The organism is Anabaena catenula FACHB-362, from assembly GCF_014698735.1.
Classification (GTDB): Bacteria; Cyanobacteriota; Cyanobacteriia; order Cyanobacteriales; family Nostocaceae; genus Anabaena; species Anabaena variabilis_A.
In genome coordinates this window covers 14,740-38,670 of sequence record NZ_JACJTQ010000028.1, presented here as the reverse complement: position 1 = coordinate 38,670, position 23,931 = coordinate 14,740, and the positions used below count along the sequence as shown (strand labels likewise).

General features: G+C 36.7%; 17 protein-coding genes and 1 pseudogene. 8 read left to right on the top strand and 10 right to left on the bottom strand.

What is annotated here, in order from left to right; all coding sequences use genetic code 11:
• Positions 1-8 precede the first annotated feature (8 nt).
• Both H6G68_RS17480 and H6G68_RS17475 read right to left on the bottom strand, forming a co-directional pair.
• Complete coding sequence (locus H6G68_RS17480; RefSeq protein WP_190907783.1) at positions 9-1,739, bottom strand: DUF3685 domain-containing protein; 1,731 nt, start codon at positions 1,737-1,739, stop codon at positions 9-11.
• Between the two features lie 117 nt (positions 1,740-1,856).
• On the bottom strand, positions 1,857-2,315 hold the full coding sequence (locus tag H6G68_RS17475; protein ID WP_190907782.1) for a Fur family transcriptional regulator: 459 nt from the start codon (positions 2,313-2,315) through the stop codon (positions 1,857-1,859).
• 790 nt (positions 2,316-3,105) lie between these two features.
• Here H6G68_RS17475 and H6G68_RS17470 point away from each other — a divergent pair.
• Positions 3,106-3,510, top strand: coding sequence for a DUF6335 family protein (locus H6G68_RS17470; RefSeq protein WP_127052038.1), 405 nt, complete (start codon positions 3,106-3,108; stop codon positions 3,508-3,510).
• A 379-nt stretch (positions 3,511-3,889) separates the two neighbouring features.
• Positions 3,890-4,297: a hypothetical protein gene (locus H6G68_RS17465; RefSeq protein WP_190907781.1), complete on the top strand. Its 408-nt coding sequence runs from the start codon at positions 3,890-3,892 to the stop codon at positions 4,295-4,297.
• 42 nt (positions 4,298-4,339) lie between these two features.
• Here the strand turns inward: H6G68_RS17465 and H6G68_RS17460 are convergent, their stop codons facing one another.
• Positions 4,340-5,308 carry a YegS/Rv2252/BmrU family lipid kinase gene (locus H6G68_RS17460; protein ID WP_190907780.1) on the bottom strand — a complete coding sequence of 323 codons (969 nt, stop codon included), beginning with the start codon at positions 5,306-5,308 and terminating at the stop codon, positions 4,340-4,342.
• A gap of 814 nt (positions 5,309-6,122) precedes the next feature.
• Between H6G68_RS17460 and H6G68_RS17455 the strand changes: the two genes are divergently transcribed.
• Complete coding sequence (locus H6G68_RS17455) at positions 6,123-6,869, top strand: cyclase family protein (protein WP_190907818.1); 747 nt, start codon at positions 6,123-6,125, stop codon at positions 6,867-6,869.
• Positions 6,870-6,905: 36 nt separating this feature from the next.
• Here the strand turns inward: H6G68_RS17455 and H6G68_RS17450 are convergent, their stop codons facing one another.
• Positions 6,906-8,207 carry a hypothetical protein gene (locus tag H6G68_RS17450; RefSeq protein ID WP_190907779.1) on the bottom strand — a complete coding sequence of 434 codons (1,302 nt, stop codon included), beginning with the start codon at positions 8,205-8,207 and terminating at the stop codon, positions 6,906-6,908.
• 672 nt (positions 8,208-8,879) lie between these two features.
• A complete protein-coding gene (locus H6G68_RS17445) occupies positions 8,880-10,142 on the bottom strand; it encodes a proton extrusion protein PcxA (protein WP_190907778.1) in 1,263 nt (420 codons plus the stop codon).
• A gap of 399 nt (positions 10,143-10,541) precedes the next feature.
• Between H6G68_RS17445 and H6G68_RS17440 the strand changes: the two genes are divergently transcribed.
• The gene (locus tag H6G68_RS17440; protein WP_190907777.1) at positions 10,542-12,584 is read left to right on the top strand and encodes a tetratricopeptide repeat protein; all 2,043 of its coding nucleotides are present in this window, start codon (positions 10,542-10,544) and stop codon (positions 12,582-12,584) included.
• Between the two features lie 97 nt (positions 12,585-12,681).
• Here the strand turns inward: H6G68_RS17440 and H6G68_RS17435 are convergent, their stop codons facing one another.
• The gene (locus tag H6G68_RS17435; protein ID WP_190907776.1) at positions 12,682-13,251 is read right to left on the bottom strand and encodes a nucleotidyltransferase family protein; all 570 of its coding nucleotides are present in this window, start codon (positions 13,249-13,251) and stop codon (positions 12,682-12,684) included.
• Between the two features lie 168 nt (positions 13,252-13,419).
• On the opposite strand from H6G68_RS17435, the gene H6G68_RS17430 reads away from it, so the two are divergent.
• Positions 13,420-14,262, top strand: coding sequence for a lysophospholipid acyltransferase family protein (locus tag H6G68_RS17430; protein WP_190907775.1), 843 nt, complete (start codon positions 13,420-13,422; stop codon positions 14,260-14,262).
• 345 nt (positions 14,263-14,607) lie between these two features.
• Here H6G68_RS17430 and miaB read toward each other — a convergent pair whose 3' ends face one another.
• From miaB to H6G68_RS17410, 4 genes and pseudogenes are all read right to left on the bottom strand, one after another.
• On the bottom strand, positions 14,608-15,972 hold the full coding sequence (miaB, locus tag H6G68_RS17425; RefSeq protein WP_190907774.1) for a tRNA (N6-isopentenyl adenosine(37)-C2)-methylthiotransferase MiaB: 1,365 nt from the start codon (positions 15,970-15,972) through the stop codon (positions 14,608-14,610).
• A 163-nt stretch (positions 15,973-16,135) separates the two neighbouring features.
• Positions 16,136-16,498, bottom strand: a complete 363-nt coding sequence (locus tag H6G68_RS17420; RefSeq protein WP_190907773.1) for a four-helix bundle copper-binding protein — start codon at positions 16,496-16,498, stop codon at positions 16,136-16,138.
• A gap of 418 nt (positions 16,499-16,916) precedes the next feature.
• Positions 16,917-18,065: pseudogene (locus H6G68_RS17415) on the bottom strand (cystathionine gamma-synthase); the annotation flags it as partial.
• A gap of 274 nt (positions 18,066-18,339) precedes the next feature.
• Complete coding sequence (locus H6G68_RS17410; protein ID WP_190907771.1) at positions 18,340-19,701, bottom strand: cystathionine beta-synthase; 1,362 nt, start codon at positions 19,699-19,701, stop codon at positions 18,340-18,342.
• 339 nt (positions 19,702-20,040) lie between these two features.
• On the opposite strand from H6G68_RS17410, the gene H6G68_RS17405 reads away from it, so the two are divergent.
• The 3 genes from H6G68_RS17405 to H6G68_RS17400 all read left to right on the top strand — a co-directional run bounded on the left by H6G68_RS17405 (position 20,041) and on the right by H6G68_RS17400 (position 23,807).
• Entirely contained in the window at positions 20,041-20,643 is a 603-nt protein-coding gene (locus H6G68_RS17405) for an MBL fold metallo-hydrolase (RefSeq protein WP_190907770.1), read from the top strand.
• A gap of 1 nt (position 20,644) precedes the next feature.
• Entirely contained in the window at positions 20,645-20,770 is a 126-nt protein-coding gene (locus H6G68_RS27660; protein ID WP_277925538.1) for a hypothetical protein, read from the top strand.
• A gap of 88 nt (positions 20,771-20,858) precedes the next feature.
• Positions 20,859-23,807 carry a hypothetical protein gene (locus H6G68_RS17400; protein ID WP_190907769.1) on the top strand — a complete coding sequence of 983 codons (2,949 nt, stop codon included), beginning with the start codon at positions 20,859-20,861 and terminating at the stop codon, positions 23,805-23,807.
• The last annotated feature ends 124 nt before the right edge of the window (positions 23,808-23,931 follow it).

Genomic DNA, 23,931 nt, shown 5'->3' with positions numbered 1-23,931 from the left:
TTTGCTAATTATTTAGTTCGTTCTTTATGGCGATTCTGGGTTTTTTCTATTAAGGAAACACTACCAATACCTTGGAGAATTCCCCGCCCTATTAAACCTAATCCTCGTCCAATTACTTGGGTAAGAATGAAGACAAATCCACTACCTAAAAAGGATAAGATTGATTGTATGCGGGGTGCAATCGCATCACGAAATTCTAGCACTAATGTCACTACTAGGGGAATACCAGAAAGTTTTGCTAACTCTTGGCTGCGAGGTGCATAAATTGACATTTTGGCAATACCACGAGATGCGAATACAAATAGCTCATAGCGGCTTTCAAAAATTTCTTGGGCTTCAGTTACATAATTACGCAATCGGTATTTCCACGATAAGTTATTTCTAAATCGTTCAATTTCTCTGGTGGAAATCATGTGCCGATCATAATAACCTTGTTTAATGGTTTCTATATCTGCTAAAAAATTTAGTAATGGCTGTACTACAGCATTGGCTACCTGAATCAACAAATTTTCTAAAATTATTGATGCTTGCGAATTTGCTTGTTCACTACCTGCTGGATAGGATATATTATCAATATACAAATCTGTTTGTAAAACTAAATAAGAAAACAACTCCACGGTTAACGGAATTTTATTCAGAATTTGTGTTTCTACATTGGCTGCGTTATCCAGCATAAAACTGGCTATTGCTATTTTTTTATCCCCTACATATATACAGGAAAATTTTCCAAAAAAATCTCTAATTACTTCTTGCCACAAATCAATTAATATTTTATTTTTTAAATCTTGTATTAAGTTTAATTTAACTTCTGTATTGCGTAAATCATCCAATTCTTGCGACAATTTTTGGAGAATAATATAAAGTAATTCTCGTTTTTTTTCTTCCCGAAAGATATCAATTTCTAAGGGTATATCTGTGAGATTCTGTAGAGGAAACTGGAGTTTAGCAACGCAGGATGTAAATACTGTAGATTGCAGCGCTCTTGGACTCAGTAAGGGCGGCAAAAAAGTTGGCATCTGCTGGGAGTTTAATGGACTAATAGCGTTATTAGGGTAATTAGGTGAAGGTAGTGGTTGAGCAGGCTGTATTGGTTGTTCTTCCTTTGGTGCAGCTAATAAATGATTAACCAACCAACGAGCGGCTAACAGTTCACGTCTTTGTCCTGCGAGAATAGCTTTATCTAGTAGTGGTAGTCCGGGGATTTTTAATTGTGCTGTGACTGCGGTAAGAGTGGTGTTAATGTAGTTAATTCCTGACAAACGGACATTATTCCGCAGACTACGAAAAGGCAAAGAGGATGACAAAGACGTGACTATAGACCAGTAGTAACCACTATTTGCTACTTCTTGTATAATGGGGACTAATTCAGAAATAGATATACCTTTAGGACAATAGCCATTGACACCAGTAGACTTGGCTGCTGACAGCAGTTCTTGTGTGGAGATAACACTCAAAAGCAATATAGGTATCTGGGGGTATAATGCTTTGAGTTGTTTACAGAATTGCAAACCTAGTTGCTGAGAGTCCCTAGAATAACCATTACCTAACTCTAAAACTATTAAATTCACTTGGTTAGGGTCTTGGGCTGTAATTTGGGCTAAAATTTGCAAGGCGGCGATATCTGTTGGGACATCAGCTACTATTTGTATATCGGATATGCTTTCTAACGCTACCCTTAACCCTAGACGAAAGATGGGATCTGGGTCGATTAGTAATAATCTGAAAGGGCAATCGCGCATAGTACACTCAAATACAAATACTTTTTTCCCAACTAGGAACCAGATTTTATACTTAGCTGATTAAACCTGATTGTTATCTATTATTCATGCCTATACCCTATGCCCAATAACTCATAATTAATCACTATCTTGACCTGATGGTGAGTTACGATAGCCATAAAAGTTAATGGTGTAGCCAGTAATGTTCACTCCTGTTTGCACCTCAACTTGGTGGAGAAACTCTTCTGATAGTTCCACATGAACATCGAGAATTTGATTTGTATCTATACAGTTGACGTGGCTATGGGCATCACTAATATTACCGTATAAACGTCCATCGCAATGTTCAATACACTCAATGATACCCTGACTGGATAGGGCTTCTAAATTTTGATAAACAGACGTATGTCCGATATCTTTACCTTGTTGGTTTAAACGATCATAAATCTCTCTGGCAGAAAGATGTTCATTTGCTTGCCAAAGTAGTTCCAGAATAAAGCGGCGCTGGCGGCTGACGCGCATACCCAGAACTTGACACTGTTCTAGAGCATCTTCTAAGGAACGAATTGGTTTTTTAGAAATAGCTGGTTTTTGCATATTTCAATTTCTTAACTACTGGGACATTTTTCCCGTTCAATGTTGAGTGTTGATTTATCGATGTCAGGATATGAGACGCGATTTTTTTTGCTTATACCTATCTTATTAGTATTAAGCATTGTAGTAATAATAGACTGTAGCAACTCTTTTGCTTATTTACAGTTGCATTTTTACATCCTAACTCTAAAACAAACTCATAACAACTTTAGCTTAAAATCTTTGTTAATGTCCACCTTAGGATAGTTGTATATTATTTACAAGTAGATGTAATGGACATCTCCAAAAACGGTCAAAGCTATTTCTAGACTGGTTTTCAGCAGACCATAGCATGATAAAGAACCTCTCTGATTTGTGAACAAGAGCCAGATCCTCGACTTCTCAGAGAGTCGGGGATATTGTTGTATGGCATACGCCAAGCTGCGCTATCACGACTAATATAGGACTGCTATAGTCAAAAAATTTTAATTTTTATGAGCAGTATTTACTCTATGGTTATAATTATACCATCAGTTCACAACTCAAATATGATTGCTATATAACCATTATTCTTACTACGAAAAAACAATAAAAAATTCAATAAAATTAAAAAATCAATCAATAAATACTAACAGTAATAATTAAAAAATCAAACAAAATCACGTTAATAATTACCTAATATATTAATCTTTAAGGAATTGGTTTACTTGGTTCTGAAGAGATATATTTTTTCTGACTAAAGTTATACATCTTTAGTTAGATAAATCTGCTGTGTGAAACCGTTATAATCATAGTGCAGTATCTGGCTATTATTATGACAAAAAAACGACAGGAAAAGGAAGACGAAAATCAATCTGTTGATTTGCCACAGAAAATTACTGAATCCTATGGGACTGGAGTAAAAGACTTACCGGGATATAATGTTGGTCAACGTTCATTGCGAGATCATGGGCAAGAGTATACAGAAAGCAGCCCTGAATTTCCTGCGGAATATAATATTATTGTTGATGAAGTTGATACTTATTGGCGAGAAACTGTAGGAGATGAAGCTGTTGGTGGTACTGTTGCTACTCCTGAAAAAAATATAACAGAGGAATTAGAAGCAGCGGTAGGTTTAGAAATGAATGATGGTGCCTTTCTCCACACGAAGGATATTTTAGAACACCGTGATGATGCTCGATGGGAACTAGATCCCCGATCTGCCGAAGTTGAGGAGTGACAAGCAGAGTAAACCCGATACAGGAAGAGGGTTTACCTCAATAGCTCCGGAAAAAATTGCAGAAAAAACCGTGCTGATTGACAATTAACTGTGTGGTTATCAGAGAGCTATCTTCTGTAGGAGATCACTAGCTTTGACCTTTTAAAATATCCTCTTAATTTTTTGTTAATTAAACCAAAGACAATTATTACCTCAAATTATTGATAATCGATACCATCAAAACTCGTTATTTAGTTGTTTGGTGGATGATGAATAAATCTTCCGATAGAGAATATTAGTTGATATTTTCTATTTCTCTACTTCTTGAGATAGTAGATTTATGTTTTCCATAAGTATAATCTAGTCTCGAAGTGATGAAAACATAAGGAGGACAAAATTGATGGTTAAGAAAGCAGGGAAGAAAAATATTGATTCTGCTCATCGTGTTGATTCAGATTCATATGATCGGGGCATAATTCCAGCAGAAACAGCGGCGCGTATAGCCAGAGAAGGAGAAGATTATAAACAAGTTCCCACAGAAGAAAAACTCTCCAGTGCGCCTACAGATGACCAAACTAATGATGAAAGCATCCGCACCACTGATGGTTACACTGTTGATCAAGAAGGTCTTTTGAATAACTATCCAGTTGAACCAGAAATGTATTATGAAGTTCCAGGGGATGCGCGAGAAAACATCGCCAGAGATGCCGCAGAACGCCTTGAGGAACTACAAGAAGTTAAAGAAGATAAAGCCGGTGAATTGACAGAAACAGGCGATAAACGGGGTAAAGGAACCGGCATGATTTAGTGAATAAGCTGTATTCTGGGTGTAATTACTTGATTGCACCCCTTATTCATCTGAGTGTTTTATTTCCACATTCAAATGCGGCAGTCCTTCTAATTTTTCAGTGAATATTTCTTCTTCTACTAATGGCACAAAAATCCTCAAGCCAGCTGGTATGCAGTTAATTTCTACAGGAGTTGTACCCACTATTTCCCCATCTATGACTATCTTTTGTGGTGGGTCAGTTGTGATTTTAAACTTTTTACTTCGCAGATAGCCAATATCATCACGTTCCGTTGCGGTACCTGTGGAAGCGCTTTGAAGTAAATGGAACGTGGCTGCGATCGCACCAGCTTTATTATCTGGAGCTACAATTGTTAAATCTAGTAATCCATCATCAAAAAAAATACCTGCTGGCCCCTGAGCTAAAACTGATGTGGGAGGTGCAGCATTTGCCACTGTCACTGCTGACGCAATAGTTCTAATTATCTTGTCTTCTGTTTCAATTTCGACAGCAAATTTCTGTAAATTTTGCAGTTCTTGGATGCCTGCTAAGATGTAGGCTATCATTCCAAAACGATTTTTGGCTTCTCTGTCGGCTTTTTCGACTGCTCCCGCTTCAAAGCCAATACCTACCAATAAGACCATCGGTCTATCATTGCAATAAGCTATATCTACTGTGCGGGTTTTGCCTTCTAAGATTGTTTCACAAGCGGCGACGATTGTATTGGGAATATTTAAAGCTGCCGCAAAAGCGTTTGCTGTTCCCCTGGAAATAATCCCAAAGGGAATATTGGTATTAATTACCGCAGCAGCAGCAGCTGATAAAGTTCCATCTCCCCCGGAAACAATAATCTCCTCTACTCCCCTTTCTACCGCTGCTTGTGCTAGTTGATCAGCATCTATCTCTTCAGTTGTGAAATAAATATCTAGGTCAATAGCTGGCTCTAATATTGCCCTAATTTCATCTAATTCTAATTCTGGATTCCCCTGACCCGCAACCGGATTAAATATCAGGCAGGCTGAACGATTCATAGAGCTAAAAAATAGGTTTACTCATATAGTATATTGCAGGTAATGTAGTGTCCACTTCTACCTATTTATTAGAGATATCTAGAAATTAAATATTCTTGATCCAGAAACCTGATAGAAACGTTCCATGAGTAGTTTAATACTAAGTTTCCTAAATTACTTGTCACAAATATTCTCAGTAGAAACCCTAATTATAAGTCTTAAACCGAAGATGATCTGACAGGTTATTTATTATATTTGATATAGCTGTAGCCAGGATAGTTAGGACATTATTAATCCTTGAAACTTAGATATAATAAGGCTTTCCCTCCTGCCTCCTGCCCTCTGCCTCCTGCCTCCTGCTATAACTTTCCAAACATCGTCTTACAAACCTTAACCATTATTGATTGCTAAATATGCGTATATTTTTACCCAAATTTAACCTTATTTTACTGAAGTTTTAACCTTTTGGCTGTTCACTAACGATATATTCACTTTTTGCTGCAACATTTAAAACCCCCATAAACCTGATATTTGCAGGAATTGGGGGATTATTTATTAAAAATTCAAGGGTGAAAGACTTTTAAATTACGGCAACAATAAGAGTATAAATTTACACTATTTGTGTTAATCTGCACTCAGCGGGCTACAGTCGGCGATTTATATGAATTCATTTAATTAAAGCTACATAAGAATCTCCCTGTCTCCGTATAATAGAGTTATTTCATTTGTATGCACCTTAAAGTGAAACAGTATTAGACCTCGACTGAAACAGGTTTGAATTTTGACTTTTGAATTGTTTAAAATAATAGCAGTAGCTAAATCAGAGAGGAACGCTATTATACATACCCAGAAGCAAAATAGTATCGCCTATTCCTGTGTCATTCACCTGAGTCATGTCATCGACACGGGTATCCCTCAATGGCCGGGCGATCCTCCCGTAACATTTACTACTGTTGCCGAACTGCAAGATGATGGTTATTATCTGCGACGTTTTTCTTTAGGGGAACATAGCGCTACTCATATTAATGCCCCTAATAGTTTTTACACGAATGGTGTAAGTATTGATGAATACCCAGCCCAGTCTCTAGTAGTACCTGCGGTAGTTATAGACATCTGCAAGCAAGCAGCAGTGAATGCTGATTATCTCCTCACTATTGCTGATATTCTGACTTGGGAAGCAGAATTTGGGACTGTTCCTGCTGATTGTGCCGTACTACTTTATACAGGATGGCAAGCTAAATGGCTAGATAAAAGCGCCTTTTTGAACCACGACGAACAAGGAAATATGCATTTTCCAGGCTTTGGTAGTGATGCAACCCAGTTTTTAATTACTGAAAGAAAAATTGCTGGAGTTGGAATTGATACACATGGTGTAGATTCAGGGCAAGATATTAATCTTACTACTAATCGGTTGTTGTTAGAGCGATCGCACAGAGAGCAGTCACGAAGCCAATCGCTGATTGTATTAGAAAACCTAACCAATTTAGATCAACTACCGCCCCAAGGCGCTACTCTGGTGATTGGTATTCTCCGATTGCGGGGTGGTTCCGGTTCTCCTGCGGCTGTAATGGCATTATTTTGATTTCAGCCACAACTAAGGCTTTAAGCTAGAAATTTGTTACTTTTTCACCAAAATATATGCGGTAGCATATTCTGGTAATTGCTGAATATGCTGCCTAAATTCTCTTTGATTCTGAAAAATACCCGCCAAAAAATCGAGTTGAGCAAGATTTGGCAAAAACGCGCCACCTGTATCTGCAATTACTCCCATTTGCAAGCGTTTATTTCCAGCTTGATTATACTCCATAATAATCACCCTTCCTAACCCCATGTTTAATACATCACCGGCAAAAGTTACTCCTGGTTTGATAGAGATTTTTGCATCTATTTGGTGTCCGTAACCTTTAATTTGATCAACTTTTCTAAAATACCAATAACGTTTTTGTGATGTTGCTTTTAATCCCTTCACATAAGATATGCCATTATTTTTATCCACATTAAAAAATGCTTTAGAACCATCTGTAAAATTAATCAAGATTGTTCCCTGCATTAAAGCTTCTTCTAAACCTTCACGAGTTAAATATGCCAAAGGCTCAACTTTACCAAATTCTTTACCCCCAGGTTCATAAATACCTGACAAAACATCCTGCTTCGTATATTTCATGTAAAATTTATCAGCATCTGAATTTTCTTTTAAACTATAAATTGGTATATTATATTTAGAAGTTTTGCTGCGAGAACCAGAATGGGTAAAAACAGCATATTTTGTAATTCGTAATTGCTTCTGTTTTGGCTTTTCAGGGTTATAAGCCGACCATTTAATTACTCGAAAATTAGCGTTAATAAAATTCGGATCTTGTAACCGAGTAGTGCGATTATTGCTAATATCCTCCTGTAAAACTACAATCATAAAATCTAAAGTTTTGAGAACATCCTCTAAAGTAACTCCCTGGCTTAACAACAGCCCATTGCGAGAAATATCAGGGTCTTTTTGGGCATGATCTTGGAAATATTTTCTCGTATTGGTAAGCACCGTTAATAAATCTGCTTGATTAAAACTAACTTTGGTAGCTGGTAATTTTACTGGTTTTAAAACATGATTACCATTCACACTATATTGATATTTTTTCCACTCATCAATAACAGAATAGAATACAGATGTATTTTTAGACTTCTGGCTGCTATTTAGCTCAGATATTTGCTGATTAATAAAATTACTAATGGGCGCTTCAGTCAGATGGGTTTGAGTTTTAGCAGTATTTGACGGCTGAATAAAAGCTAAATTGGGTGTAACTTGTTGTTTTTGAATTAGCTGCTTATTCACAGACTGTGGAGCTAAATAGTTATTAGCTAAATTAGCAAGTATTAACGTGGCAACACCTGCTGTGATTTGAAATTTTTGATTGAAGAAGATACTCATAAGTCTAAATGAGGAAATTAATTTCTTAATTTGTTTGTATGCCAGAAGTAAAAGAGCTTGATAAGCTATTATACCTCAGTACTCTTAATAATTACTTTCATGGAGGATAAAAAGCAATTATCAATCTTAATTAGTAACAGATAAACTTAGATTTTGCACAAACACTTTCTAGAAATTCATAAAAAATTATTGATATCTTGACAAAATCAATAAGTAGCTAATTCACACTTATTAATCTAAATCTAAGCTGTAAAATCTTGGATATATTGTTATTATAATTGGCATTTTTGGTATTTTTGTGACTATATTTTTAACTACGTTATGCTATTCAAATCTTCCTTTGTTAATGGCTTAATACGGAAAAATGTTTTTTACCAACAAGACTTTAATAGACATCGACTTTTATTTAAATTAAATAAGTAAGTAAGTGGGCGTTAAAAAATATAATATAAACCTAACCCCCCAACCCTGGTAGGGGAGAGGTTTGGAGAGAGGTTTTATATTTAATTGTGCCCAAGCTACTTATGCCTTATCCAGAACCCTGTAGAGACGTTTCATATCAAGTCCGGCTAATTGCTTATCAAAAAACTCTCCGTGTCTCCGTGTCAGAACTAATAATAAGTCTTTAACCAGACATGGTATCATTGGTAGGGATTCTCGGTTATACCTTATTTACTCATCCATTTCTTTCAAAGTTGCTAATGCTGAAGGAGATAAACGGCTGAGATAGCGGAAGATCCAGTATTTAAATATAGTGTTTAAAATCACAGGAAATGTAGCGATAAATAGAAATATTCCGTTTCTACTTGCTGGTAAACCCAAATGTTCTGCTACTGCTTCTAAAAGAATTTCCCACCCATGCGGGGAGTGGAAACCAACAAATATATCTGTAAATAAAATAATTAAAAATGCCTTAGCACTATCACTTAAACCATAGATAATTTCATCTATAAAATATTTGACAAAGATAATATCTTTTTTGCTGAAAGCAATAACCATAGCAAAAGCAACCAGTGAAATTACATCAGCAAATACATTACTGATTGCATTGCTACTTTTATAATTAAATTCTGCGGCTATTTCCTTAACTTTATTCTTAAGCTTGGCTGCAATTTTTTCTGGTAAAATTTCAGGTGCTGTAAGTAAAAGACTTTCAAATTTTAATTGTTTTTCAAAATTTGCTAATTCTTTCAAAGCTGCGTCTTCCATTTCGGAATTTAGAAAAATTTGTGTTTTATTTTCGATTCTAAAGTTTTCTACTAGAGGATGAATTAACAAAATTTTAGAAAAATGCTGAGTTAATAGTGGGACAATAATTAACAGCAATAAAAATTTGATAGCCCTTCTTGTCCTATTTCTAGAAATTCGATACTTTTTGACAAATTCTTCTTCTGCCTTAGGGGCAAAATCTTGGGTAATTTTATTAATTGTTATGCCAATTGATCTAGGAATTACCCCCGTTTTCTGAATTGTAGGTGCGGAATTGGAAACATCTTTATTGGGTAGATTTGATTGTTTTTGAACTGGATTAGGATTAGTTGGCAGAGGTTCAAAAATTGATGCATCGGGCGGCGTATATCTAGCTATTACTTCATCAATAAATTTGAGCTTTTCTAAAATACTAGAATCTGAAGTATTGATAAATGTACTTCCTAAATTAAATTCCGCTAATCTCACTTTAATAGTAGTTAAATTTCTATTGAGATTTCCCTGCCAATAAGACATCACATTTTCTGTGGAATTGGCTAATTCAGGAGAAATTTTTTGCCCCTTAAATTGTTCTATTTCTATCTTTTGGATGGCTTTAGCTGCTTGATAAGCATCTAAAATAGCTCTTTCTGGAGTATTTATCAACCATTGATTAAATAAATGCCAATATTCTGTAAATTTTTGGCGGATTAATTGGGTTTTTTGCTCGAAAAAAGATAATTTCATGACAGCTAATGTAAACGGTTAATTTTTTAATTTTATTAAAATTAATATCAAAAATGAAGAGTAGGAAATTCCCACACTAGGAAATAACCATGTTTCTAGACTTTGATTTTGGTAATGAGATGATGATGCAAGATATGATTTAGGACTTTTTGCTCAAGCCGTGTGGTGTAATATAAAATTATTACCTTCCCACCAGAAGAATACCAATTAAATTAACCGTTAAGACATTATCACAATCTTGTTCGCGGTAGCGTTGCGTAGCAAAGAGTAGGACGCAAAGAAAGAAGGAAGGGAGTAAGATATAGGTTGACAGTCCGGTAATCTCACACCAATCATCTATTATAGATGGCATATAGGCACGCCGCTTCCAAAACTAATAAACAGATAGGAAAGGTTGTCATGAAGAGCAAAAACCCAATAATCTTAGCTTTAGCTTTGAAAAGCGCGATTTTATTTTCACCCTTACTGCTATCCACTGGTTTTGTCAGTGGACAACCTCCGGTATCTGCACCATCTTCTCAGATATTATCAAATCAGGAACGGGAAGAATTAACCCGACTGCGAGCAGAAAACAGAATTCAAAAGCAAGTACAGTCTAATTTTGAGCGTGCTTTTACTCGCACAAATACTTTGCTTAATGTCTGGTTAACTATTTTAAGTTTATTTCCTGTGGCTTTAATTGCGGTATTGTGGTTGTTACGCCGAGCAGCAATTCGGGAAATTGTTGACAGAGCAATGCAACAAATACAGGGAATGGAAAAGTTACAAACTCAGCTAACGACTGTCAAGCAAGAAGCAGAAAATATTATTCAAGATGCTAATATTATAACTCAGGAATTAGCCCAAAAAGTTAAATCTTTAAAAGAAAAAATCCAAGCTGAAGAAGAAAATTTATCTATCTTATTATCTGATTTACCTCTATCAAAACAAGAATTTTTGTCAGCATTAGAGAGTGAAATAAACACGGCTCAAGAACATATCAAGGTTTTACAAGCAACATTAAATACTCAAATAGATGAATTTAATTCATTTGCTCAACTCCAAAGGGATATAACAGCTAAAAATTTACGTAAATTAGAATCTGATTTAGCTGATCAATTAGGAGAATTTCAATTAAGCGCTAAACAAGAAAAAGATTTAGCTCTTAGCAATATAGAAACATATAGTGCTGATTGTATATCTCAATTTCAAGTTTTGCATTCCGAAACTGAACAGCAAAAAGATAAGACTATTGAAAGTTTAGTAAAATTACATTCGGATTTTGCAGTTCAATTATCTCAATTTCAGTTAGATGCTCAAACCCAAAAAGATAAGATCATAGCGGATTTGGAAAAATTAAATAATTTATTGAAATCAGAAATTTCCGCATTACAAAATGATGCTCAAACCCAAAAACATACGATGCTGGAGAGTTTAGATAAATTAAAAATAGAATTTACTGATCAACTTTCAGATTTACAGTTAGATTCTCAAAACTATCAACAGTTAGTAATTGCTAATTTAGACAAATCCGGTGGTGAGTTGACTTCGCAATTTTCAGAATTACAAAATAATGTGCAACAACAAAAAAATCGCATTTTCAAGAAGTTAGAAAAATTAGAAACAGAATTTGTTAATCAACTTTCAGAATTACAATTAGATGCTCAACAGCAGCAAAATTCTCAGTTACAAGAACTAATAGAAATCACGCCTAAAGCTAAAGCTATTCCTGAGTCAGAACAAGTCCCAGAACCACCTCAACCACAAGTTTCTGCTGATGATTATGTCAAAGAAGGAGATATTCTTTTTTCAGAAAAACGTTATGCAGATGCATTTGCAGTTTATGAACAAGCTGTAAAAGTTCAACCTGATGATGCTGGAATTTGGCTGAAGCGTGGTATAATTTTGAGTAGATTAAAACGTTATAAAGAAGCTATCGCTTCCTATAATCAAGCCATTAAAATTAATCCTGACTATCATCAAGCTTGGTGTGATATTGGTGTAGCTTGTGGAAATTTAAACAAACATCAAGAAGCATTTAACTGTTTTGATAAAGCTACCAAAATTAAACCTGATGATGGAGTTGCTTGGTTAAACCGTGGTTTATCTTTGGTAGAATTAGAACGTTATGAAGAGGCAATCACTTCTTTTGATCAAGCGTTGCAATTCCAACCTAATTCCCCTAAAATCTGGGATAAACGAGGTTACACTTTGGTGATGTTGGGAGAGGATGAGGAAGCAATTAGCAACTTTGATAAAGCGCTAGAAATAAAATCAGACTATGCTAGTGCTTATTACAATAAAGCAGCTTGTTATGCACTACAAAGAGAAATTGAATTAGCTTTAGAAAATCTCCAAAAGGCGATTCAACTTAATCCCCAATATAGGGAAGATGCTGCGAGTGATATAGATTTTGATGATCTTAAAAAAGAGCCAAAATTTCAGGAATTAATTAGAGAGTGAATTTGAAGAAAAAAGTAAGTAGATTGGTGCAAAAAAAAGCAACCTATGTAAAGAAATATGAGCTAGGCTAACACCTTCTTTCCCCCTGCCCCCTGCCTTATCCCTCTCTTTGACTATTCAGTCCTGAAGCAGATATCAACCGCAGACAGGAACACTTTTCTAGAAATCCAGATGCTTTTTTATCCGCAGTTGGGTTGTGAGTATGGGCTGGAGTCGGTCGAATAATACCAGCAAACAGGTCATCTAATCCATAGGGAGTGAAAAATTGCCATTCCCCTTGTGTATCTATCTTTACGCCTACGGCAGTAGCGGTATGTAGCCAATCTTTAATGCCATCCTCTACACTAGAATAAGTTCTACGACCATCACGCCAACGAGCAAAACTGGACTGATTTTTAATATCAAACACATAGTCAGGAAATTTGGCTGTGAGAGTAGCCTTTGCTGCTAGTTCCTGGGAACGGTTCCCGCCGTCATCAAAGAATGCAATATCAAAATCGTTGATGACTAACCCACATTCTGTTCCAAATATAGAATGCCAAACGGTATTTCGCACTGCACCCCCAGCCAACCACCAATTAGGTAAGTCCAGTAAGGCTATTTCTGGTAATACCGTGCCAATAATTGAATCAGCTAAAATGATTTTAAGGCTTGTCTGAATATTCATAATCTATTACAGGGAATTTTTAGACTGAAGGTGAAAACACTTTTTCTGATGCTGAAATGATCCTTCCATAAGATAGCTATGGCTAGAGCCGATTTTTACTGCTGATATTATTATCCAACCATGACAGACCAGATTGTTGCTCTTTTCTAATCCTGATAAAATGTTTAGATGTTAAAAATAAAACATCCTCAAAAAACAAAACCCGGTTGGTCTTTGGATGAGCGAGATCCAAAGTTCATCGAAACAATCATGCCCCTCTTGGGCTTTTTGTATAACTACTATTTTCGAGTTCAAACTAGTGGTTGGGAAAATGTCCCAGATGAAAAAATTCTCATTGTCGGCTCCCACAATGGAGGACTCGCTTCTCCCGACACGTCCATGATGATGTACGATTGGGTACGCCGCTTTGGTGCTGAAAAACCAATTTACGGTTTAATGCATCCCAAAGCTTGGGAAGTTTTCCCCGCTTTAGCAGAAATAGCCATGAAAGGTGGGGCTGTTATCGCTCATCCGCAAATGGCTTATCAGGCTTTACGCTCTGGAGCTAGTGTTTTAGTTTATCCTGGTGGTGCAGAAGATGTGTTCCGTCCCCATGAAATGCGGGACAAAATTTACTTTGCTGAACGACGTGGATTTATCAAGCTGGCGTTACGGGAAAATGTGCCAATTGTGCCGGCGATTTCTTGGGGGGCGCATGATACCCTATTTATCTTGGCGGATTTGTACAAAGTTGTTGAGCAATTCCACAAGTGGGGTATGCCGTGGCTGTTTGGGGTTGATCCCCTAGTCTTTCCTATTTATCTGGGACTACCTTGGGGTTTAGCCGTTGGACCTCTGCCTAATATTCCCTTACCTATGCCTATCCACACCAGAGTATGTCCACCAATTGTGTTTGAACGCTATGGAAAAGAAGCCGCAAGCGATCGCACTTATGTTAATGAATGCTATGAATTAGTCAAAAGTCAGATGCAGCATGAATTGGATGATTTAATCCAACAAGCTGGTAATTGATATAGTGGGGCGGATTTTCGCCCCCAGATATAGCAGGTTTGTGTAAATAATTATCGTTGTAACAAGGCAGGGGAGCAGGGAGCAGGGAGCAGGGAGCAGGGAGCAGTGGAGCAGGGAGCAGGGGGCAAAGGGTTTGAAGCTTATTTACTTTTCTTCACACATTTTGCTTATAGCCGTAGACAGGGTGGTTAGAACATCAATTGATAATGAAACTCTTACTACAAAAGGGTTTTACTCCTGAACGGCAGTTGCTTTATGCCGGGAAACCCGTCCACCGCACTGCCTCCTCCTGACTCCTGACTCCTGACTCCTGCTATATCTCCCGCCCACCTACTTAATTACGAACTACACCGTTACAACTTGCCGTACTTCCACTGGTTCTCCAGTCAAGCTAAAGGGGCGAACTTCGGTAATTTTCACTTTTACTATTTGCCCTTTGAGTTCATTGATATCGCCGGTGAAGAAAGTCAGACGATTACCGCGAGTGCGTCCCATCACCTGGGTTTTATCTTTGATATTTTGGTCTTCAACTAGTATTTCTTCAATTCTGCCAAAATAACGTTGCGATCGCTCGGCGGCTTTGACATTGACGAGATGATTTAATCTTTGCAAGCGATCGCTCTTGACTTCTTCACTCAGTTGATTATCCCACAAGGCCGCAGGTGTTCCCGGACGAGGTGAATAAGCAGCAGTATTCAACAAATCAAAACCAATATCATCCACCAATTTCAGAGTATTTTCAAACTGGGCTTCTGTCTCTCCCGGAAAACCCACAATTGCATCTCCACTAATAGACGCATCGGGCATATAGCGGCGGATAGTATCAATAATCCGGCGATATTTCTCTTGGGTATAACCCCGTGACATCGCCTTTAATAGCTCGTTATCCCCGGACTGAAAAGGAATATGAAAATGTTCGCACACCTTGGGCAACTCTGCACAAGCCTTAATTAGCCGTTCTGTAAAATAACGGGGATGGCTTGTAGCAAAACGTAGCCGTTCAATCCCTGGCACATCATGTACATAATACAGTAAATCTGTCAATGTGTGCAGGTGACGACCTTCAGGAGTTGCACCTGGTAAATCTCTGCCGTAAGCATCAATATTTTGGCCGAGTAGGGTAATTTCTTTATAACCTTGTTTACCTAATTCTGTGATTTCCGCCCGAATGGCTTCCGGTGTCCGAGACTGTTCCACACCGCGCACGTTAGGAACTACGCAATAAGTACAACGTTCGTTACAGCCATAAATCACATTTACCCAAGCTGTCACATGACTATCTCGACGTGGTTGGGTGATATCTTCCATGATATGCACCTCTTCTGTAGCGACAACCTGATTGCCTTCAAAAACTGACTCTAGCAAATCTTTGAGACGATTAGCGTGTTGTGGCCCCATCACCAAATCTAATTCTGGCACACGTCGCAATAAAGCTTCTCCTTCTTGCTGGGCAACGCAACCAGCTACAATTAAAGTTAAATCAGGCTGTTCATGTTTACGCTTTGCTTGTCTACCAAGATAAGAATAAACTTTCTGCTCGGCATTATCCCGAATTGTACAGGTATTATAAAGAATTACATTTGCATGATTTGGGTCTTCTGACCACTCAAAGCCCATGTCTTCTAAGATGCCTGCCATGCGCTCTGAGTCGGCTTTATTCATTTGGCAACCGAAGGTAGTAATGTGGTAGCGGCGGGATGAAGTGGTCATGGGGAATTACGCTTAGTCAGTTATTGTATTTTACGTCCATTTATCATTCTATCGAAAGCTATAGGTTACAGTGTAGATGGTTCACAGGTGTAAGCGCCCAAACTTAAAAAGCCTGAGCGCTTGACTAATAGGTTGCAGAGAACATTCTGCTGTGTGAATCGAATTAAACAGGCATCATTTGCATAGATCGGCAAGATTCAGCACAGTTGCGACAAGCAGCCGCACATTCCATCATTTTTCTATCGTCGCTCATTTTTTCACAAGCCGTTGCACAGCGATCGCACATTTCCGCACAAAGCATACAAGTGCGTCCCATAAACTCGGAACCACTCATCATCATATTCATACACATCATACACATTTCCGAGCAATCGCGCATTATGCTCATCATGGTCATATCCATATGCTTACCACCTCTGCTCATACAGTAAGCCATAGTTTCCATGCACATTTTGTGACATTCCATGCAAGCGTTCATAGCCGTTTGCATTTGGGAAGTCATAGATTCATTCATCATCATCATCATAGGAAGTACTCCTGATTTTCTGATGTATATTTCAAGTTCTAATTCAAGTCCTAAGTTTGGACTTGCTTCAACATTAGTTCCAACTTTTTTAAGAGTCAATAGGATTTTTACTCCTGAATTCATAAGCTCATAATTCCGATATAATTACCGGATTTTATTCAAAGTTATATATAAGTTAGTGATGATTTTTTCAGAAGTTCTTACAAAATAAGGCTGACAACCTCTCCTATCCAACTTGAGATTTATCAACCCATTAAGCTTCACAGATAGGAATCTAAATAGAAAGCTATTTATTACTAAATGTTAATGTCATCAATTTTTGACATTTTTACCAAAATTGCTTTCATTCACTTCTATAAAGGCAGAAGTTTTAGTTTTTAACTAACATCTTTTTAGCTTCTGCCATCTACCTTAAAGCTTATTTATCAGCCAAAGCATTTTCTACATCAGCTTGCAAATCTAGATAATGCTCAATTCCTACAGAAAGCCTCAGCAAATTATCCTTAATCCCGCGTTTTAGTCTTTCTGCTTCTGGTAAAGAACCATGAGTCATTTTGGCTGGATAGCAAAGTAATGATTCCACCCCTCCCAAACTTTCTGCTAACAAAAATAATTGCAGTCTAGAAGCAAATCTTTCTACTTCCGTCAAACCCCCCTTTAATTCCAAACTAATCATCCCTCCAAAGCCAGACATTTGCTCTTTCGCAAGATGATATTGTTCATGAGTTGGTAAACCTGGATAATAAATGCGTTCAACTTTGGGATGCTTTTCTAAATATTTCGCCAAAAACAAAGCATTTTTCTCATGTTCACGCATTCGCACCGCTAAGGTTTTAATTCCTCGCAAAACTAACCAGCTATCAAAGGGACTGGGAACCGCACCAATGGCATTTTGATAAAACTTGAGTTGCTGGTATAGTTCCTCATTAGAGGTAACAACTGCACCACCAATAATATCGCTATGTCCACCGAGATATTTAGTTGTGCTGTGAACAACAATATCCGCACCTAAATTTAAAGGTTGTTGAAAATAAGGACTAGCAAAAGTATTATCAACTACTAAGATGATATTATTTTGATGGGCAAAATTTGCCAATGCGGCAATATCAATAATTTTTAATAGCGGGTTGGTTGGTGTTTCAATCCAAATCAACTTAGTATTAGATTGAATGGCGCTTTCAAAATCATTGATGTTATCAATATCGACATAGGTAGTATCTACGCCCCAATTTTTGACAACCTTTTCTAATAACCGATAAGTCCCACCATATAAATCATCACCAGCAACAATATGATCACCAGTTTTCAAAAGACTTAAAACAGTGGTAGTTGCAGCCAAACCAGAAGCGAAAGCTAAACCGAATTTAGCATTTTCTAAAGAAGCTAAAGCATCTTCTAAAGCTTGGCGGGTCGGGTTTCCTGTGCGAGAATATTCATAACCTTTGTGCTGTCCAATTGCTTCTTGTTCATAGGTGGAAGTTAAATAAATTGGTACAATTACCGCTCCAGTTTGAGGATCTGGTTTTTGTCCTTCGTGAATTGCTCTAGTTTCAAATTCCATTATTTTCTCTTTCTTATTCCTGGGTTTTTAACTGTGTCAGCCTAATTTATAATTACGAATTACGCATTTTCATATTTTGCACCTTTTCTACTCCCTTCCCACTAAAAGAATACCGATTAAATGAACCGCGAAGGCGCGTTCGCGGTAGCGTTGCGAAGCAAAGGACGCAAAGAAAGAAATAAAAGATCAAAAAAATTGTTTGGCGCAGGCTCACAAAGAAATGGTATTAGACTTGTATTTTTGCGGCGAAGATGATAGTGCAAGATATGAGCATTACGAATTACGAATTAGTTTGACTAATCCAATATCTAATTAAATCGGCTCTGGTAATTAAGCCTGTGGGGACATCATGACGGGTAATGATAATTCCTGTTGTTCCCGATAATAGAACTCGGTAAGCTTCAGAAATATCAACTTCTTCATCTAGTATTGGTAATGGTTTACCCATGACTGCGGAAACTTCTTGATTAGAAAAGTTGATACCGTCATGTAAACATTTCATCAAAGATGCTTCGTTTAAACTACCTAATACATGATAATTATCAATTACAGGTAGCTGGGAAATATTTAATTTTTGCAGTAAGTTGGTAGCGGTACTTAAAGTGTCACGGGAAGTAACAGAAATGAGTGAGGGGAAATCTGTTTTTTGTGAGAGGATTTCCCCAATTTTAATAGTTCTGGCTTTTGTCCCTTCCCAAAAACCATTTTCTTGCATCCAAACATCAGAATAAATTTTATTGATGTAGTTTCTCCCTGTGTCGGGTAACAGCACAACAATATATTTAGGTTCGGTTAATCTGGCTGCATATTTAAGGGCGGCGGCGACTGCTGTTCCACAGGAACCTCCCACTAATAAGCCTTCTTCCCGTGCGAGACGACGCGCCATATTAAAGGATTCTTTATCACTGACGCGAACCATTTCATCAACTAATTGACGATTAAATGTTTTAGGGATAAAGTCTTCGCCAATGCCTTCAACTTTGTAAGATTTGGGACTATCACCAGAGAGAATTGAACCTTCAGGATCTGCACCCACAATGGTAATATTTGGGTTTTGTTCTTTGAGATATTTGGCAACTCCAGAAATTGTTCCTCCTGTTCCCATTCCCGCGACAAAAACATCTATTTTACCGTTACTATCTGCCCAAATTTCTGGGGCTGTGCTGAGATAATGGGCAAGGGGATTATTGGGGTTTTCAAATTGATTTGGTCGATACGCGCCGGGAATTTCTTTAGCGAGTCTGTCAGCTACACCGTTATAACTTTCGGGTGAATCGGGTGCTACAGATGTGGGGGTAACTACAACTTCTGCACCGTAAGCTTTGAGTAGGTTGATTTTATCTTGGCTCATTTTATCGGGCATGACAAATATACAGCGATATTTTTTGACTGCGGCGATAAGTGCGAGTCCGACTCCTGTGTTACCTGCGGTGGCTTCGATGATGGTTCCACCTGGTTGTAATTGTCCTGATGTTTCGGCGGCTTCTATCATGGCGAGGGCGATTCTATCTTTGGTACTCCCGCCTGGATTGAGATATTCGACTTTGGTGTAAATGGTAGAGGAAATGTTTTCTGTAATGCGGTTGAGTTTGACTAATGGGGTTCTGCCGATGCTTTGTAGAATATTATCGTAGGTTGCCATGATTCCTCGTTGTTAGTGAGGGGATTTTGGTTGTGATGGATTTTTAAGAGAAAGGAACCGCAGAGGCGCTGAGAAGCCAGTGCGTTGGTGAGGCAGTGCGGTCTTGGGGGTTTCCCCCATGAGTAACTGCCGAAAGGGTTCCCCGACTTGTAGCAACTGGCGCGACGCAGAGAGAGGAGAGAATGGGCAATATCTAAATTACTAAATCTCGATAGAGTTAATGTAGTATATCCGATTTTGACTTTGAGGAATACAAGTTTTGAACTTAATAGATTGATTCTTGATAAAGTATTGATGCTGACCTATAGGAACTATTGAAGGTTCTGAACCCAAATCATCATGAAATCTCTGCATCGTCCTGATTTATACAGCTGGTCTTGTTTCAACCCTGCAAGAAATATTGATTTCAATGGCTTTGCCTGGATTCGTCCAGAGGGTAATATCTTGATTGATCCAGTAGCTTTATCAAATCATGACTGGAATCACTTGGAATCTCTCGGTGGTGTGGTTTGGATTATTTTGACGAATTCGGATCATTTGAGATCAGCAAAGGAAATTGCTAATCAAACCTATGCTAAAGTGGCTGGACCGGCTGGGGAAAAGGAGTATTTTCCGATTTTATGCGATAGGTGGTTGGTTGATGGTGAGGAGTTTGTCCCCGGACTGAAGGTGATAGAAATGCAAGGTTCTAAAACTCCCGGTGAATTGGCGTTGCTGTTGGAGGAAACGACGTTGATTACTGGGGATTTAGTGCGATCGCACAAAGCCGGTACTTTAACTATTTTACCAGATGAAAAGCTGATGAATCGAGAACAGGCTGTGGCTTCTGTTCGCAGGTTGGCAGGTTTGGAGAAGGTGGAAGCGGTGCTAGTAGGTGATGGTTGGTCTGTTTTTCGAGATGGTAGGGAACGATTGCAGGAGTTGGTAGCGACTTTGGAGTGATGTGGATAAAGACCGAACTGACAAGACGGTTTGCGATCGCATGACTTTAGAACAACATGGTACAAAATTTAACGTAGGCTGGGAAATGCCCACTTTATACTGTGTAAGTATTTACTACTCTAATTAAGAAGCTTTTTCAAGTTAGAAGTATTCTGCTAAAAACTGCCTTCTTTCATTCATTTTTCAAATTTCAGTTGATTAGAATACATATGATTGTGAAAAAACTCAAAACCTATTGGTCAGGTACTTTGAAACATCTGCAAGTATTTCAGGCTTGGAATCAGAGAAGTTTAGCGAACCAAAAAATCATTTTGTATGGAGCTTACTTCTTAACTGGTATGAGTTTAGGAACTCTTCTGGGATTATTTAAGTATCCTGTAATTAGTAATATTTCATTTATATTTTACTGGATTCAATCTTGTTTAAATTGGATAATTTCTCTGTCACCTAACACTAGCTTTCTCTCAGATATAGTAGCTTTTCAAGGGGCAATAATTGCTATTGCTATACCTCTCAGCTTAGAAATTATTTCTAGAATATCGGAGCGATATAACTCAGGAGTTATTACCAAGAAATTTAGCCAAGAGTCGGAAATTAAGCTGCTGCCAATATTGTTAACTATAGATATCATAGCTGCTATTATCCTAAAATTTTTCATCCCTGCTGATTCAATTTCTGGTTATTGGAAAATAATTGCCTGGATTACTTTTATAGTATTTATATTTACGATTTACATACTGTACAAATTTTTTGCGACCCTTCGACGTTATATAACTGATACTAATTTCTTATTAGATGAGCTTTTCAATGATATAGAAAAATCACTTACTCCCCAAACTCAAAATAAGAAAGTAGATAATCAAGATTTGAAATTAAAACAAAAACAATTTATTGAAGCTCTGGAAGCTACTGGTGATATTTTAGTATTTGAAACAAAGAATAAGAAAGGAGAAGAAAAAATCACAACAGGACTATATAGAATTAGAGAGAAAATCGGACAATTTATTGAGATGCAAAAAAGTAGCCCTAAAGAATTTGAGCGGTTACTTTTATCTCAAGATTTCTTTGATACATATGCTCAGGATAAAACTAATGCTAAACTACTATTGGCATTCGATACTAAAAAACATCTAGTTTCATTTACAGCAGCAATAAATCAACTTTTGAGAATCCGCGAAGCAGCTTTAGAAGTAAATAATGCTGAAATTGATTGGGTTGCAACTGATCATATTATTTCGTTACTTACAGATATATCTCAGATTCCTAATAATAATTTGCTTGTAGAAGAATTGCTTAAAAATCTTGCTGAAATCAGAAGAAGCATTAAAGAAAATAAAGATGATTCAGCATCCACTGTCACCATAAGCTGGTACAAAAATGTTGTTTTTAATAAATTCTTTGATATTTCATATTTAGAGTTATTTGATAGATACTTTTTTTATGGTATTAAAGATATTATATCTAATAATAAAACTTCTCTGTTTAAAAGTTTGGTATCTAATTTGATAAATTCTATAACACTACACGATTCAGGTTATGGAAATATTGATAATTATATATCATTTGTTAGAGGGTGCAATTATCAAAAATACAAAGAAATAGATGAAACATATCACATAAGCAGTAAAATAAATAATTTAAAGCAGCAAATTAAACATATTCGTACAAGAGATCAGCTAATTAGTTGTCTAAAAATTGTTAATGAAGTAGTAAAATTATTACAACCTTGCTGTAATGAAGTTCAAAAAGAGGAAGCTCAACAGAAAGAAGATAAACTTAGAGAGGATATTACTTCTAAGTTCAAGTTTAATAACCTTATAGATATTATTTTTGGTGCTGGAGCATATTGTATTTCCAAACAAAGATATGACTATATTAAATATCTATGGAATTACAATCAACCATCTGATTCAAATGCAATCTGGATAAATCATGATATAGTTCCTAAAGGTCTTGGAGTTTTAATCAACTTTTATTTTAGAAAAAATCATATTCAAAAAGATTTTTCTTTTATTTGGGAAGATCATCATGGAAGTGAACTCTACTATAAACAATATTTTTTGCTGCTATTGCTTAGAGAATTGCAAAAAAACAATCGGCAAGAAATAATTAATCAATTTAGATTATCAGAAACTCTAGATTCCCACGAATTAAATAATATAAGTTACTCGGTAGATACCTTTATCGAACTGGCTAATAAAATTAAAGATAATACTGAAAATTTAAGAATCCTTGGACTGGATATTAATAATATTGAATCAGCCTTAATTCCATTCTTAGAGAGTTTGAAACCAAAAGCTGAAGAACGGATAAAAACTTTACTAAGAACTAAAAACATCAATTCTAAAAAAGTCGCTGAATTTAAACAAGATTTTACTGAGAGCTTTGATAAATCAACAATAATTAGAAATATTCTCAGTTATCATGGGTTGTATGAAGATATAATTCATGCAGGTTTAGAAATTAGCATTAATCCATTTGGTATCATAGAAGTTTCAGAAAAAGCTGCTTTTTTTGAAGAATGGTATTTGAAATATTCTGATATGGGTATTACCTACGGTAGAGAGTTAGCAATATCCGAAAATTTAAGAATTATAGAAGAAATAGAAAATTTGTGCCAAGAGATTGATATCAGTCAGTTTGATGCAGCAATTGATGTATTTAAAGAAAATCTAATTATTCTAACTATAAATTTGGATATGAATAGTCTTCTTCCAAATAGAGCCAACTTCAAATCCAAGCAGCAAAATGATTGTCCAAAAATAGAATTGAAAGGTTTTCAGGGATGCTATACAATTGAAAATTTTGATATTCCAGTTTTTACTGTGTATGACTATACTGGTAATCAAAGAATTTTAATCCTTGATAAGTCTAAACTTGGTAAACTAGTTCAGTATTCACCTAGAAATGGGAGCGAGACGGAAGAATTGACAGGTATATTTCATATTAGTATCCAGTCTTTTTCAGAAAATCAAGAACTAATAAATGATTTACTACAAAATCCGCCAAATTGGTTAACAGATTTAGGTGATCAAATCCAACAAAAAGAATATCTGGAGGAAAAAGTTAAAATCGAAATTTATGAAAAATTCCAATTCGAGAAACATCAAGACTTTCAGGGGTATTTAATAAAATTATCTAATTACAGCAGGTTGGGTAGTTAGGAGGTACAAAATCTAAATTGAAACCTATACACAAAGACAGTTTTACTCCTGACTCCTGACTCCTGACTCCTGACTCCTGACTCCTGAATTCTGCTGTAAGATTCCTATAATTGAGATAACTTTA